Source organism: Lelliottia sp. RWM.1, from assembly GCF_016859735.1.
In the GTDB taxonomy this organism is placed as follows: Bacteria; Pseudomonadota; Gammaproteobacteria; order Enterobacterales; family Enterobacteriaceae; genus Enterobacter.
Window position 1 is genome coordinate 41715 of the sequence record NZ_WLVC01000035.1, and the last position, 13225, is coordinate 54939.

General features: G+C 47.3%; 14 protein-coding genes, 1 tRNA gene and 2 pseudogenes. 5 read left to right on the top strand and 12 right to left on the bottom strand.

The annotated features are described in order from the left end of the window. Positions 1 to 23 precede the first annotated feature (23 nt). A pseudogene (locus GF617_RS20150) lies at positions 24 to 948 on the top strand (transposase domain-containing protein). A gap of 49 nt (positions 949 to 997) precedes the next feature. Here the strand turns inward: GF617_RS20150 and mlaA are convergent. After that, on the bottom strand, positions 998 to 1750 hold the full coding sequence (mlaA, locus tag GF617_RS20155; protein ID WP_181620279.1) for a phospholipid-binding lipoprotein MlaA: 753 nt from the start codon (positions 1748 to 1750) through the stop codon (positions 998 to 1000). 315 nt (positions 1751 to 2065) lie between these two features. Between mlaA and GF617_RS20160 the strand changes: the two genes are divergently transcribed. The 4 genes from GF617_RS20160 (at position 2066) to GF617_RS20175 (ending at position 5577) form a co-directional block, all read left to right on the top strand. Then, positions 2066 to 2995, top strand: a complete 930-nt coding sequence (locus tag GF617_RS20160; RefSeq protein ID WP_203452321.1) for a formate/nitrite transporter family protein — start codon at positions 2066 to 2068, stop codon at positions 2993 to 2995. 75 nt (positions 2996 to 3070) lie between these two features. After that, a tRNA-Arg gene (locus GF617_RS20165) sits at positions 3071 to 3145 on the top strand. 164 nt (positions 3146 to 3309) lie between these two features. Beyond that, positions 3310 to 4479 (top strand): tyrosine-type recombinase/integrase, encoded by a 1170-nt coding sequence (locus tag GF617_RS20170; RefSeq protein WP_203452322.1) that lies wholly within the window; start codon positions 3310 to 3312, stop codon positions 4477 to 4479. A gap of 78 nt (positions 4480 to 4557) precedes the next feature. Further along, positions 4558 to 5577, top strand: coding sequence for an acyltransferase (locus GF617_RS20175; protein ID WP_203452323.1), 1020 nt, complete (start codon positions 4558 to 4560; stop codon positions 5575 to 5577). A 65-nt stretch (positions 5578 to 5642) separates the two neighbouring features. Here GF617_RS20175 and GF617_RS27555 read toward each other — a convergent pair whose 3' ends face one another. The 11 genes and pseudogenes from GF617_RS27555 to GF617_RS27195 form a co-directional block, all read right to left on the bottom strand. Beyond that, positions 5643 to 5903: a transposase gene (locus GF617_RS27555; RefSeq protein WP_375290791.1), complete on the bottom strand. Its 261-nt coding sequence runs from the start codon at positions 5901 to 5903 to the stop codon at positions 5643 to 5645. Then, positions 5794 to 6180, bottom strand: coding sequence for a hypothetical protein (locus tag GF617_RS20185; protein ID WP_203452325.1), 387 nt, complete (start codon positions 6178 to 6180; stop codon positions 5794 to 5796). The genes GF617_RS27555 and GF617_RS20185 overlap by 110 nt, the downstream gene beginning before the upstream one ends. Beyond that, positions 6180 to 7496 carry a hypothetical protein gene (locus GF617_RS20190; RefSeq protein ID WP_203452326.1) on the bottom strand — a complete coding sequence of 439 codons (1317 nt, stop codon included), beginning with the start codon at positions 7494 to 7496 and terminating at the stop codon, positions 6180 to 6182. The genes GF617_RS20185 and GF617_RS20190 overlap by 1 nt, the downstream gene beginning before the upstream one ends. Before the next feature lie 2 nt (positions 7497 to 7498). After that, complete coding sequence (locus tag GF617_RS20195; RefSeq protein WP_203452327.1) at positions 7499 to 8140, bottom strand: DUF2612 domain-containing protein; 642 nt, start codon at positions 8138 to 8140, stop codon at positions 7499 to 7501. Next, entirely contained in the window at positions 8137 to 9366 is a 1230-nt protein-coding gene (locus tag GF617_RS20200) for a baseplate J/gp47 family protein (RefSeq protein ID WP_203452328.1), read from the bottom strand. The genes GF617_RS20195 and GF617_RS20200 overlap by 4 nt, the downstream gene beginning before the upstream one ends. Next, a complete protein-coding gene (locus tag GF617_RS20205) occupies positions 9363 to 9722 on the bottom strand; it encodes a hypothetical protein (RefSeq protein ID WP_203452329.1) in 360 nt (119 codons plus the stop codon). Before GF617_RS20205 ends, GF617_RS20200 begins: the two co-directional genes overlap by 4 nt. Further along, positions 9719 to 10429 (bottom strand): phage baseplate protein, encoded by a 711-nt coding sequence (locus tag GF617_RS20210; protein ID WP_203452330.1) that lies wholly within the window; start codon positions 10427 to 10429, stop codon positions 9719 to 9721. The genes GF617_RS20205 and GF617_RS20210 overlap by 4 nt, the downstream gene beginning before the upstream one ends. Then, a complete protein-coding gene (locus tag GF617_RS20215; RefSeq protein ID WP_239006552.1) occupies positions 10422 to 11288 on the bottom strand; it encodes a hypothetical protein in 867 nt (288 codons plus the stop codon). Before GF617_RS20215 ends, GF617_RS20210 begins: the two co-directional genes overlap by 8 nt. Continuing rightward, a complete protein-coding gene (locus GF617_RS27560; RefSeq protein WP_375290796.1) occupies positions 11272 to 11577 on the bottom strand; it encodes a hypothetical protein in 306 nt (101 codons plus the stop codon). The genes GF617_RS20215 and GF617_RS27560 overlap by 17 nt, the downstream gene beginning before the upstream one ends. After that, the gene (locus GF617_RS20220; protein ID WP_203452331.1) at positions 11574 to 12389 is read right to left on the bottom strand and encodes a phage baseplate protein; all 816 of its coding nucleotides are present in this window, start codon (positions 12387 to 12389) and stop codon (positions 11574 to 11576) included. Before GF617_RS20220 ends, GF617_RS27560 begins: the two co-directional genes overlap by 4 nt. A gap of 58 nt (positions 12390 to 12447) precedes the next feature. Further along, positions 12448 to 13149, bottom strand: a pseudogene (locus GF617_RS27195) (phage antirepressor N-terminal domain-containing protein); the annotation flags it as partial. Positions 13150 to 13225 lie beyond the last annotated feature (76 nt).

Sequence of the window (13225 nt, forward strand, 5' to 3'; positions counted from 1 at the left end):
CTCACCCGTTTCCGGATTTTTTTATGCACATTGGACAGGCTCTTGATCTGGTATCCCGTTACGATTCTCTTCGTAACCCTATGACTTCTCTGGGCGAATATCTGGACCCGGAACTGATTTCCCGCTGTCCTGAAGAATCCGGAACCGTCACTCTGCGCAAGCGCCGCCTGCCGCTGGAAATGATGGTCTGGTGCATTGTCGGCATGGCGCTTGAACGTAAGGAACCTCTTCATCAGATCGTAAACCGGCTGGATATCATGCTGCCCGGCAGCGTCTGAGAAGTGAGGCCGTATGCCGCGTGTTCAGGCACTCTGGCATATCCGCACTGATGTGGCCTGACCCTGCTGGCCGTCGATGGTGTGTTCTGGCGCACACCGGACACGGCAGAAAACGATATAGCCTTCCCTCGTCAGACGCATGCCGGGACGCCGGCACTCTCCCCGCAGGTCAAAATGATCTGTCAGATGGAACTGACCCGTCATCTGCTGACCGCTGCGGCCTTCGGTACGATGAAAAACAGCGAAAGCAACTTATAGACCAGACAGGGGATAACACCCTGACGTTAATGGATAAAGGTTATTACTCACTGGGGCTGTTAAATGCCTGGAGTCAGGCAGGAGAGCACAGGCACGAAAAAAATGGCCGGAGCTGGGAGAAGAAATGACGGCCCGACTGCTGACGTTCACCCGCAAAGGAAAAATCGGCTATCTCCTGGCATCAATGACGGATGCCATGCGCTTCCCGGAGTCGTGCGGAATGGTCATGAGGATGTTAATGACGCTACAGGGGGCTTCACCGGGTCGTATCCCGGAACTGATGCGGGATATAGAGAGCATGGCGCAGATGGTAAAGCTACCGACAAGAAGGGAAAGAGCCTTCCCGAGAGGGGTAAAGGAAAGGCCCAGGAAGTATCCAAAAGCGAGTAAAAAGAGCCAGTCAGTTGCTTAACTGACTGGCATTAGAGCATATTGCTCACCTTTTTTATTTCTGACGTTATTTACTGCGAATCGATATCTTTTAATTCATTTTCGATCGCTTTCGCATTTGGATTCTCTTCCGGCTTCAGCTTGCCACCGCTGGCAATAAAATCATGATTCTGGAAGTAGGCTTCACGCACCATAATGTACGGGTCGGAAGACTGACGCAGCAAGCCGTCGGAATCGAGCAATTGTGCACGCGTTTCAATACCTTCAACAGTCCATTTACCCACCGACAGCGGCCATGTGAGCCATGACAACACCGGATAAAGGGTATCGACCATATCACCGCCATCATCACGCAGGGTAAAGCTGCCATAGAATGGCAACTGCACATACGGACCATAGCCCACGTCATAATGTCCCAACGTACTACCAAAGCGGTGCGGTTGCTCACGCTGCAGTTTCGGGTTTGCCATTCCAGCAACATCAATAAACCCGCCCATCCCTAGCAGGGTGTTAAGGAAGAAGCGGGTGAAATGCACCATCCCCTGATACGGATTACCTTGCAGGAAATAGTTCGCCATCACCGCTGGCTCTTCCAGGTTACTGGTGAAGTTACTCAGTCCATTACGTGCAGGCTGTGGAACGTAATCACGCCATGCAACAGCCACAGGACGAACCACATACGGATCCAGCACGTTGTAGTTGAAGTTGTACATGGTGCGGTTAAATCCTTCGAGAGGATCGGAGCGCCCCGTTTGCTCGCCGGAGCTGGCGCAGCCCACGAGCATAGTGATACCCAGCGCAAGCGCCGACAGCCGAAGTTTCATAAATATCTCCCTGTTCAGTATGGCTATCGTTGATTGCCATCCGTAACGGAGCGTCTGGCGCTCCGTCTGTAAACGTGCAAGTGATTGTAACAGCACGTTTAGCGATGTCTACGCACACCATTACGGGCAGTAACCACCGTCACTCTGATCTCAGCATAGCCTGCTTTTTGATTTCGTTTCGCCAGCAATTTTATATTGGCTTTGAAAGAGATGTATCACGATTGTTGCCATTCCCGGGAATTTAAGAGCATCCCCACGGGTTATCCGTAAAAAATCGCTACCCTTAATAGCAAGACCACCTTGCCCGGAGCTGTGATGAAGGAAATTCGTGAAGCGAAAATCGGCGAACAGAGTGAAGACCGTGAAGTCGAGAGCGAAGAGAAAAATCGAGGGGAGAAAATAGAAGTCGATGAAGACCGCCTGCCCTCCCGCGCCATGGCGATTCATGAACATATTCGACAAGAGGGTGAAAAAGAGCTGGAGCGTGATGCCATGGCATTGCTGTGGTCAGCGATTGCAGCGGGGCTCTCTATGGGGGCATCGCTGCTTGCAAAAGGGATATTTCATGTGCAACTGGACGGTGTGCCTAGCGGTTTTTTACTGGAAAACCTCGGGTACACGTTCGGCTTTATTATTGTCATCATGGCACGCCAGCAACTGTTTACCGAAAACACCGTCACTGCCGTATTGCCAATAATGCACAACCCTACCGCCGGGAATATCACCTTGCTGATGCGCCTGTGGAGCGTGGTATTACTGGGAAACCTGATTGGTACTGGCATTGCCGCCTGGGCCTTTGGGTATATGCCAATTTTTGATGAAGCCACCAGGGATGCCTTTGTGAAAATCGGCATGAATGTGATGAAAAACACCCCCTCCGAAATGTTTGCTAACGCGATTATCTCAGGCTGGATTATCGCCACGATGGTCTGGATGTTCCCATCCGCGGGCAGCGCAAAAATTGTGGTGATTATTTTAATGACCTGGCTTATTGCCCTGGCCGACACGACACATATCGTCGTGGGGACAGTTGAAGTGCTCTATCTGGTCTTCACGGGTACTGTCCACTGGTTCGATTTTTTCTGGCCTTTCGCACTTCCTACACTGGCAGGCAATATTTGCGGCGGAACCTTTATTTTTGCGCTGTTAAGCCACGCACAGATCCGCAATGACATGTCAAACAAGCGCAAAGCCGAGCGTAAAGCGCAGGAAGCTGATGTTAAATCGGCAAAAAAATCGCCCTGAGTGGCGACACTTTAAGCAGTCGGGCGGTGATGAGCTTAACGCTAAGTCTAAATAACGCTATACTCGTGCCGCTTCGTCCCCTTAGTTAAATGGATATAACGAGCCCCTCCTAAGGGCTAGTTGCAGGTTCGATTCCTGCAGGGGACACCATTTCTTCATTACCAGTCATTTCCCACCGTTACCAAAACCCCTTGATGTTACCGCTAAACAATGCTGACGACGTTACCTAGCATTACCCTACATAGATTGACTGCGCCAAACATTTGCGGGCATATTGTGGGCATACTGCAAAATGACCACGGATTTATGCCCACATGCTTACGGTAAAGCAAATAGACGCAGCCAAGCCTGCTGAAAAATCATATCGACTGGCAGACGCTGGCGGCCTTTTCCTGTTCGTCCCTCCTTCAGGTAAAAAGGTATGGCGTATGCGTTACCGGTTCGAAGGGAAAGAGAAGACACTGGTCATTGGGCCCTATCCTGAAATCTCTCTCACCGAAGCCAGGGCGAAGCAGTCCGACGCAAAAATGAAGCTGCTTGCTGGCGTTGATCCAGCAGAACATAAGCAGGCTATAAAGAAGAAAGAGAAAGAAGAGTCATCAGATTCTTTCGGTGACATATTCAGGGAATGGCATGCGCATAAATCAAAGGTTTGGTCTAAGGGATATGCAGATGAGATGTTAAGCATGTTCAATGACGACATTCTTCCTGTCATCGGACACCTGCGCATGGAAGATGTTGAGCCTATGGTGCTGCTGAAAGTCATCAGGCTATTCGAGGACAGGGGAGCAATGGAACGGGCTGATAAAGCAAGGAGAAGATGCGGAGAGGTTTTTAGTTATGCGATCGTAACAGGAAGGGCTAAGTATAATCCATCAAGAGACTTGTCTGGAGCCATGCGAGGGTACAGAAAGCAGAACTACCCTTTCCTTCCCATGCATCGCATACATGAATTCCAGAGAGCGCTTAATGGTTATGGAGGATGGATTGTTTCGAAGGTAGCGGCGCAGATCCTTCACTATACGGCAATGCGCACCGTGGAATTGCGATCGCTGGCATGGGCGGGAATAGATTACGAAACCAGGTTAATCAGTGTTGACCCAGAAGTCATGAAAGGAAGAAAACTTCACGTCGTTCCAATGTCCGACCAGGTTATAGAACTATTCAAATTCCTGCAACAAATCACGGGACAGTACGATCTTTGCTTCCCAGGAAGGAATGACAGGAAGAAGCCTATCAGTGAAAACGCCGTACTCGGAGTGATCCGTAGCATTGGTTATGAAGGGCAGACAAGCGGACATGGTTTCCGGCATCATTTCAGTACCGTTCTGAATGAGAAGCACTGGAACAGGGATGCAATAGAGATGCAACTGGCGCACGTAAGTGGCGGCACTCGTTCCGTGTACAACCACGCCGCATATCTTGAAACCAGAAAGGAAATGATGCAATGGTGGGCAGATTGGCTGGATGAAAAAATAGGGTGATCTGCACATGTGGCATGTACACTACCTGGCATCTGTTTGATTATGATGTTGATTATATAGATTCCCAGAGATCAGGATATGGAAAATAAGAAGATTTTAAATATAGAGATTCTGCGGGTTATGGCTATTATTGCTGTTGTCTTGATTCATATGACAATACCATATTTTTATGACATTAATTTAATGAATGGCAATTATACAGCATGGGCTTTCAATAATTTATACAATGCAATATCGAGATTTTGCGTGCCTGTATTTTTCATAATTTCAGCTTACCTTTCATTTAATGGTAAATCATCTAAAGGTGTTGCCAGTAGAATTAAGCGCCTTGCCATACCTTATATCTCATGGTCTGCAATTTACTTCCTGTATAACGGTGGAAGCGATATTATTGAATTTATAAAAAAAATTACGGCAAGCAATACATCATTTCATTTATGGTTTCTTCCGCCGTTTATAGGATATACATTACTTCTACCGGCGATAAAAAAAATGGTAAGTTTAGATGACGGTGAAAGCCAGAAATACATTATCATTATAATAACAATTGCATCTATTTTACCTCAGGCGGTAATTTACGCGATGAATACATTTTACGGTGATTACTCATTTCTTTCTGGCGTAAACAACTTTGGGTTGTCTTTCCCATCACTACTAACATATGCCATTGCATTTCCTTTGCTATACAGAAAAGTATCTATAACTAAATGTGTTTTTTTGTATTCAGCAATGGTTGCATTAAATCTGCTAGTTAGTCTTCTGGTTTCAGAAAAGACAGGAAAGACCGATACCTTTTTCTACGGATATACAACCCCATTTGTATTTATATCTTCATTCATACTATTTAATATAATAATGAGCGCCGACCTTTCATTTATTTCGGGATTTGCTAAAAAGACTATCATCTCTATAGGAGACTGCTCATTTGGCGTCTATCTTTCTCACTGGATAGTCTATCTTATTCTAGGCCGGTATGGCATGGTATTTACGGGAAGGGCTATAATTGACCCTTTATTGAATACCGTTATTGTTTTTTTAATTTCTTTCTATTTAATTTACGCACTAAAAAAGATTAAATATTTACGCATGTTTATGTGAATTAATCCAGGTGTAAGGCCCATCTTTATTTTTAATTCAAGATGGGCCTGAGTGTTATTACATAACTACTGGACGGGCCATTGATAATTACATGAAGAACATTTGAAATAATATCGAACAACGCCGCCTATCGTTTTGCTGATGACCGTTACTGTGCCTGTAGATCCGCATCTAGGGCAAATATCTGGAGGGGTTGCTTGTGTGATTTCTGTCATCTCATCCACCGTATTTTTCATCAAGTTCAATAATCTGCTGATCGTACCCTGCGTTAAGTTCAAGAAGTCGTTGATAGATATCAGACTTTTTCTGCTGCTCTTGTTCACCATCAAAAAGCCCAGCATTGAGATACGCAGATGCTAATACAGATTTGTCTTTCTCGTATTTTTCATTGATTGCTGTAAGTTCTTGCTCATAGAGATCTGAATCATTAGGAGGTGTTGGAGCGTCTGGGTCTTCAAATTTTCCATCGATATACATCCAGCCGATACCGGCCTTTACGTCATCAATATTAATGGTTTCATATCCACTAAAAATATCACCATTGCCATCCCATGAGACGATGTTTACTACAACTCCATCACTAATTATTGCGTAACGATTCATTATGCGTACTCCCGTACAATCACAATTCCTGACCCACCAGAACCACCGTTAGCGCCACTCCCCCCGATAGGTTGAGATGCACCTGACCCACCAGAACCATAAGCACCAGGAGATCCAGCACCACCAGATGCCCCACCCCCTAGTTCACTACCAGATAGCTGAGATGCTCCCCCGTTGCCTCCCGATGGAACGCCACCAGTAATTATTGCCGGTGTTCCTGCCCCGCCTTTTGAGTTATACAAGTTCCCACCCGTTGCCGTTCCTCCCACTCCTCCTCTGGCATGACTTGTGTATGCAGACCCGCCAGCAATAACATTGCTAGCGCCAACGCCACCACCGCCAGCAACAATGGTTCCTCCAAAAGATGAGTTTCCTCCAGATGTGGATGCAGCACCGCCAGCACCCACAACTACGGCGGCGCTGGCTGGAACGGCTGTGAGATATGATGAAGCATAACCACCTGCGCCTCCAGGAGCTCCGCAGGTGGCAGTAGTCCCTGTACCAGCGGTAGCGTTACCCCCACCTCCCCCACCGGCCTGCACTTCAACAAGAATCGCCTTAGTCCCTGCTGTTGGCGTGTAGGTTCCTGATGAAGAGAATGTTTGAATGTTGAGAAGACGACCGGATATTCCAAGCAGGTTTGTATCCTGAATTACGTTTGTCCCGTCACCAAGAACGTATGCAGTCAATCCAGCAGGAATGGCGATGCCTGATCCACTGGTTGTTTTGATAGTTACGCTGAAATTACCAGAGCAGTTGTTAACTACAGTCCATTTTTTTCGCCACGCAGGAACGACAAGATTAATGTTAGCCGTCAAAGTACCAGACAGGACAACGCGATCGCGTGATGCTTCAAGCGTTGTCAGAGTGACGCTTGAGTTAGTGAGTCCGGTTTTTGTGGTGACACCATTACTGTCTAAAGGAATCCACCCCGTGAGAGGCGTCGCTGTAGCAACCTCTGGATTATTTGTATTCCCATCAAGCGTATTTATCCATGTCCCGTCACCGGTGGAATTCTGAAGTATGGCCCCAATTGGATAGCCACTGATTCCGGTAGAGAATTCGCTGTCAAACTGATAGCCAGCTCCAGCCTGTCCCCAGCGAGCATTGAGAGCCAGTTCGTACAGAATCTGGTTGAAGTCCTCACCTTTCGGCGGCAGACCTCCGGCAGATTTGAGAATCATGGTTACAGGCGGGAATCCTACATCATAGGAAGCCTGGTTATTACCTGCTGGAGTGGTATCTAGAATAGCTTCACGAGGACCATTGACTCCAAACGGTACTGATTTTTTAGCGGGTGCATCAGATCGATTCATGTTTAATCTCTGTAAAATGTTCCGTCATTAAACGGATATGCGTCGTCAGCGAATCCAAAATATGGAGGTACAACTTGATGGATATTCAGTTGCACTCCGCTAGGAACGGGTACGACGTCGTAGTTTGTGAGAATTGACTCTTCAAACGGAGCAAGCGAAAACTCGAAAGTTATTCCGATTGTCATGTCTCTGTAATTAACGCAATACGCTTTACCCCGACCCGCAAATAGCATGCGGAGGAATTTGTTGATGTCGGGTATTGTGGCGATGCTGATATTGCTGAATGCTTTGCAGAGAATCAGGGTTCGGTACGCGTCATCAGCAAGGCGTACAGATGTTGTTTCCTGTATTCCGGCAAAGAACGGTGAATCATTAAAGGGAAGAGGGTAATCAGATGCTCCGTTGTCTGCTTCGGAAAAACCGAAAGAATCACTGTCAATCGGCGCTGTTATATACCTGCCGATACCTACAATCTTTCCCCATATATCAAGCCCAAAGGTTTCGTTTGTGGTCAAATCCCACACCTTTGCTATGAATTCATCAGTAAAGTCATCCAGACTAATTGCCTGATTGAATGTGTCGATTATGGAGAGAAGTCTGGTGCTGGCAGAGTATTGGGTAAGTATTGTTTCTTCCCAACTCATACAAGAGTGACCGTTATATCAGAGTCCTGAATAGTTGGTATCTGATCTATGCCCATTGTCACAGATGGATGATATGTCACGCCATCAAGAGACACCTGTAGTGACAAGATGCCAACCGTATCAGGAGAGATTGAAATTACCGGAGCGTAGTATTTGCCAGAGTTGATTGTTGCTCCGATCCTCGCTTTATCGATGCCGTCATAATCACCATTAAATACTTTGGTGATCATGTTTTTCACTTGAGTTGATATATCACTGGGCGGGTTAAGGCTGCTGTCCAGTTCAACTTTGAAATAAACACGAGTCGGTGATGCTCTCTGCCACTGCATTACATACTCCGGGTATGGAGCGCTGTAATTATCTGTGTCGTAAATAGTGAATGTGGTATCGCCATTAAGGTTTGCGCCAGGGTTGTACGTCCTGAATATTGAATCGGCAACATCTTCATCAGCACCGCCATATACACAGATGTAAATTGAGTGCGCCAACACAGGAAAGTTGGTAGTCCCTCTTGTGACTGTTGATGCGGTTCTGTTTGACCACACGTAAGCATCAAGAACGCCGGATGTTTCCAGGATAGCTGATAGCGTAGCGCCGTCCATGTTTCTCGCGTTACGCGCCACTGACTGTTTGCGGCGTGTTTCAAAAGCTATGCGCGATTCAACATCTACCCCTACAACGCCGGGGCTAACGTTTGTGATCGCATCCCATCCCGATACCGCCCGGTAAATCTGATTTAATGCGCCGGCAGCGCAAGGTATTGGCCCGGTTGTGTTATTCACGAACTGAACATCAATGCTTCCGGACGCTGGTATCGTTGCGTTGTCGATAGATCGGTAGATATATCCATTGGTGTCAATGGCTGTACTTCCCGCGGGGATTGTGGTTTCAACCTTACCAATGCACGTCGCAGTAACAACTGTACCCTGCGCCGATATCCGGTCCATGAAATAAATCTGCCCGATACCGTCCTGAAATCTACCCGTAGCATAATCAGGGTTAACCTGGTTAAACAGGCACAGCAGCTTGTCATACTCCTGCGCGATAATCTCTGTATCGGACTGTGCGATCTGCCCTTGCGGTGAGCTAAGAGACTGGCTGGCTCCTCCACCCAACGCAGACGTCATGTCAGTAAGTCGACCTGCAAGCACATCTGAGATATCAGGAACAGAGAGGCCATTCTCAGTGATTGTGACATCAGGAACAGCTGTATTTAATGTCGTCATAAAGTAGCCTGCGAAATGTTCCCGTTTATGTCGGTCACACGGATTGTTCCGCGCATCCTGCGTGTGTTTTTGTCAAAGAAGACATTTGCCAGAGCCTGGTCAACGATGGGCAACTTGAGTGCTTCAGTCTGAAGTTTTTGCGATATGAAACTTGGCGTGGGTCGCTTACCCAGGACGTCTGTTTTCCATGGAATACCCAGCGTGGTGTCGTAGTAGCACTCACCAGAGAAGACAAGGCATGCGCTGGCAACATCCTGGGCGACAGAATATGACTCGTCAGCAATCGCAATATTCCCGCTTCCATCCAGCGTTAAATCCCATGTCGACACGTCTAATTGCATGGTTCTGTAGGTCATACTGGTTTATCCGTGGTGTTTGATGTGACAGTGGAGCCACCAGTCTGAACGCCTGGAACAGGGTGTTTGTGCTGGTCATAGTTGTCACGCAGGGTTTTGAGTGATGCGCTTTGTGTGCCGTTGTTGTCGGTGATGTCTCCGCCAGCGGTGATATTTCCTGTAACGTGCATTGTCGGCGTGGTGACATTCACTCCATCAGGAGCTGTAATATTCGCTGACGAACAAGTTATGTTTACCGGGTTTGGAGTGGTGATGTTTATCGCACCGTCAGCGAACTCAATAAACTGTGATGGCTGGTTGTTAAGGAAGCCGCCGAGGTAAAGCGCATCAGATTTGCTGTGCGTCCTTTTGCTTCCAGGAACTGATTGCTTGCGGTTTGCCCGGGCTATTGAGTTATCGCGGTCGCAGATAGCAATCATGCCTATATCACCGGCCACAGGATTCATGATGACTGCACTCGCCCCGCGCTGAAGTCTGAACACCGGCAAATTAAAGATTTCCGAGTTCGGGATGGTTGCGCCTGACGGGTCCGTCCTGGTAACCAACGGAATGACGTCCACAACAAGATTTGGCGCAGTTCCGCGAATCTCAGTCACCTCAACAAGCTCAATAAAAAAAGCCCCTGAAAGGAGCTTTTTGAAGACGTAAGAGAGGTTTTCCGCATCACTGGTTTGCGCCGATGTAGGCGTGAATAAATTTTCAGCCACCGTTAGCCTCTATTTGTCTGTTAGCTATGCATACTGAATGCCATGGCCCATCTTCGACCCAGGACGAGAGTTCGTGATTCACACTTGTGAGCTTATAAATCCCGCTGGCATGGGGTAGGGTTGTCTGAAGTTCTATATCTCGACCAGTTGTCAGAAGCGTTGAGAATTGCGTCTGGAACATCACGCCGCCATTTGAGAATACCGGATATCCAATTAACCCGTATTCAGGAGAGATTAGGGGCTTCACATCATCCTTTGTGCTTTCCTGAGGCCAGAATGATATAGACGGTGGGGCGACAGACATCGCAATGCTCAGGTCGTCACAAAGCGCGCGCAACTGGTCAAATACACTCCCTTCATAGTGGGGATTTGAGATTACTTTCCCTTCCAGTCCCACAATGTAAGGTGTGTATCCGGCAGCTTTGCAGATAGCGTTAATAACGCTCGTAACCGGGGTTGAACCGTTGAATGAAAAAGGTGAAGCTGTTTTGTTCTGTAGATCGGCATTGGCCGTGGCAGTAATCATCAGTGCGGTATTCGGCACAGTGTTCATGTTGGCGATAGAAGACGTCATGTAGCCAACGAATATCGCTGTATTTTCCACGAAAATCTTCATGCTGATACGCTCAGTATCAGTACCAAATAGCCCCATAGCTTTTGAAGATAACGCTGCCAGCATTTCCAGACCAAGACCAAAGATGCTTACGTTTACCTGAGTCCCAAAGAGATTACCGGATGACTGTAGTGAAACGGTGGCCCTGACATCACTAATCGATATTGTGTTATTCCCGGCATCGTCGAGCGATGATGTTTCATTGACAAACTCAAATCGTAGCGTGCGTTTACTGTACAAGTTCATTCTCCCCGATGTAGTAAAGAATGAACCTTCCGCCCAGTCCAGCGTAAGACGGGTCTTGTTGGCCTACATTATCGAGAAAAACCAGATCACCACGAAAGCCGAGATACGAATACCTGACCATTTTGTTTCCGTACAGGCAAGGAACGCCCTGCATTATCGGGTTGCCATTTACCGTCAGGTCCATATATATGAAGCTTTCACGCTGAATCAGCCGTAGGACGCATCGCTGACCCGCCAAATCCACAGAGACAGACTGTGACTTCTGCGGCTCAAGTGGAATTGTTCTCATGTGATGTTCTCGTTTATCTCTTTTGCGAGCTCAGCGACTTTCTGCGTAGCGCTATTAGCGACATCAAGTATCGGCTTAGATACGGTATCAAGAGCACTCTGGAAGCTGGTTGTGATAGCCGTTGTCGCTGTTGTGGCAATTCCACTTACCGATGTTTTAAGTGATGACCAAGACTTTCCGAGTTCGTCGACAGTTGAAGGTGTTGATCCGGCGTCTTTTGTAGATTGCCCCATGCCAGTAACCCCCTGACTTACAGCATCATTGGTAGGCCTGGACTGAGCCTGAGCACCAGAAATAACCACCTCCATTTGCTGTATTACTTCCTGAAAAATAAGATACACGGTCAACATAGAACCCCCCGTCTGAGAGTTCACATTGTAGTCGTGGTCTACCAGGTCATAGCTTTGAAGTGTTTCTTTTGGGGTTTCGATGTCATATGTTTTTGCTGATGACAGCATATCTTTAATTGTTCTGAGTGCCGAACTCTGGCTAGTGAGTGTTAAATCAAAGATATTGGGAATATCCCCTGAAAATCCTGTCAAACCATCAATAATGATTGAACATCGTACTTGAGATGGTTGCTTAACTTTGTTTATCGCCTGGTATTTCCCCCCTTCGACAGGCGCCGTAGTTATCTGTGCGCTTCCTCTGGGTTGAATTGATGCTAGTCCACTAAACTCTAAAGCAACATCACCAGTTGTTCCGTCTCTAATCACATACTGAGGATGGAGCACGCTATCGATGATCGATAGCGGAGAGCCACCGCCTATCGCATTGAATATGTCTGCTGTGTTTAAGTCGATGATGCTCATCGGTTCTCCGGAAAATAAAAAACCCCGCCGGAGCGAGGTTTGTTTTATCTGCTGTGGGTTACAGGATAATACGATGGCATGCCCTGTCTCGAACTGCTACGTATGAAGCAATCTCTTTCATCGCCCAGCTTTGTTCCGCCATGATAGTGCGCAGAGCCTTTAGCTCAGCACTCACTGCGCTAACGTCATACCCAGCGTCGGTTAGTGCTGCAACTAATTTATAAGCTGGACTGCAATCAACTAACGCCGCACGATCAAGTGCTACCGTGTCACCGCACTGCTGGCGAATGACCGTGTATGGGGCATTTTCTACAAACCACGAAATAGGGAAGTTGATATCCAGTTTTGGCGCTGGTAGCGCTTCTTGCTTTCCGAGAAACTCACCTTCAAGTACCACGCGATGGATGTACTCTACGGCCAGCGGGATCTGTTCAAGATCGAGCTCATCAATGCTATCAATATTAAAGCGCTGATGAACCATAGTGTATGCATCGTCATAGCGGAGTCCTTTCTTTCCTACCAGCATGTTTACGGCATCGCGCAGCGGTGTTCGCTCGTCAACTGTGGTCTTCTTGCGTTGATTTTTTACTTCACCTTTAGTCCAGTACTGGTACAAAACGTCATCGCATTCATCCTGATAACGAGCAACCTTCTCACGCAACTCTGGACGAACCTTTCCGACATTTATGGTGTGAAGCCAACCAGCGAACTTACGGAAAGCAAGGCAAGTCATTGACTGTTCTCCGCCTTTAGTGGGGATTGAATCGCCACAGATAATCTAGACACTTCCGAGCCGCTGATAATATTGTTTTTCGTATTCAGTTGGTGGCATATGA

Excerpts from the sequence above, each read along its gene's own strand:
- GF617_RS20200 (WP_203452328.1), bottom strand. The coding sequence starts at position 9,366 with ATGACGACATTAAATACAGCTGTTCCTGATGTCACAATCACTGAGAAT.
- GF617_RS20215 (WP_239006552.1), bottom strand. The coding sequence starts at position 11,288 with ATGAACTTGTACAGTAAACGCACGCTACGATTTGAGTTTGTCAATGAA.
- GF617_RS20205 (WP_203452329.1), bottom strand. The coding sequence starts at position 9,722 with ATGACCTACAGAACCATGCAATTAGACGTGTCGACATGGGATTTAACG.
- GF617_RS20170 (WP_203452322.1), top strand. The coding sequence starts at position 3,310 with ATGCTTACGGTAAAGCAAATAGACGCAGCCAAGCCTGCTGAAAAATCA.
- GF617_RS20185 (WP_203452325.1), bottom strand. The coding sequence starts at position 6,180 with ATGAATCGTTACGCAATAATTAGTGATGGAGTTGTAGTAAACATCGTC.
- GF617_RS20220 (WP_203452331.1), bottom strand. The coding sequence starts at position 12,389 with ATGAGCATCATCGACTTAAACACAGCAGACATATTCAATGCGATAGGC.
- GF617_RS20160 (WP_203452321.1), top strand. The coding sequence starts at position 2,066 with ATGAAGGAAATTCGTGAAGCGAAAATCGGCGAACAGAGTGAAGACCGT.
- mlaA (WP_181620279.1), bottom strand. The coding sequence starts at position 1,750 with ATGAAACTTCGGCTGTCGGCGCTTGCGCTGGGTATCACTATGCTCGTG.
- GF617_RS20190 (WP_203452326.1), bottom strand. The coding sequence starts at position 7,496 with ATGAATCGATCTGATGCACCCGCTAAAAAATCAGTACCGTTTGGAGTC.
- GF617_RS20195 (WP_203452327.1), bottom strand. The coding sequence starts at position 8,140 with ATGAGTTGGGAAGAAACAATACTTACCCAATACTCTGCCAGCACCAGA.
- GF617_RS27560 (WP_375290796.1), bottom strand. The coding sequence starts at position 11,577 with ATGAGAACAATTCCACTTGAGCCGCAGAAGTCACAGTCTGTCTCTGTG.
- GF617_RS20175 (WP_203452323.1), top strand. The coding sequence starts at position 4,558 with ATGGAAAATAAGAAGATTTTAAATATAGAGATTCTGCGGGTTATGGCT.
- GF617_RS27555 (WP_375290791.1), bottom strand. The coding sequence starts at position 5,903 with ATGGTGAACAAGAGCAGCAGAAAAAGTCTGATATCTATCAACGACTTC.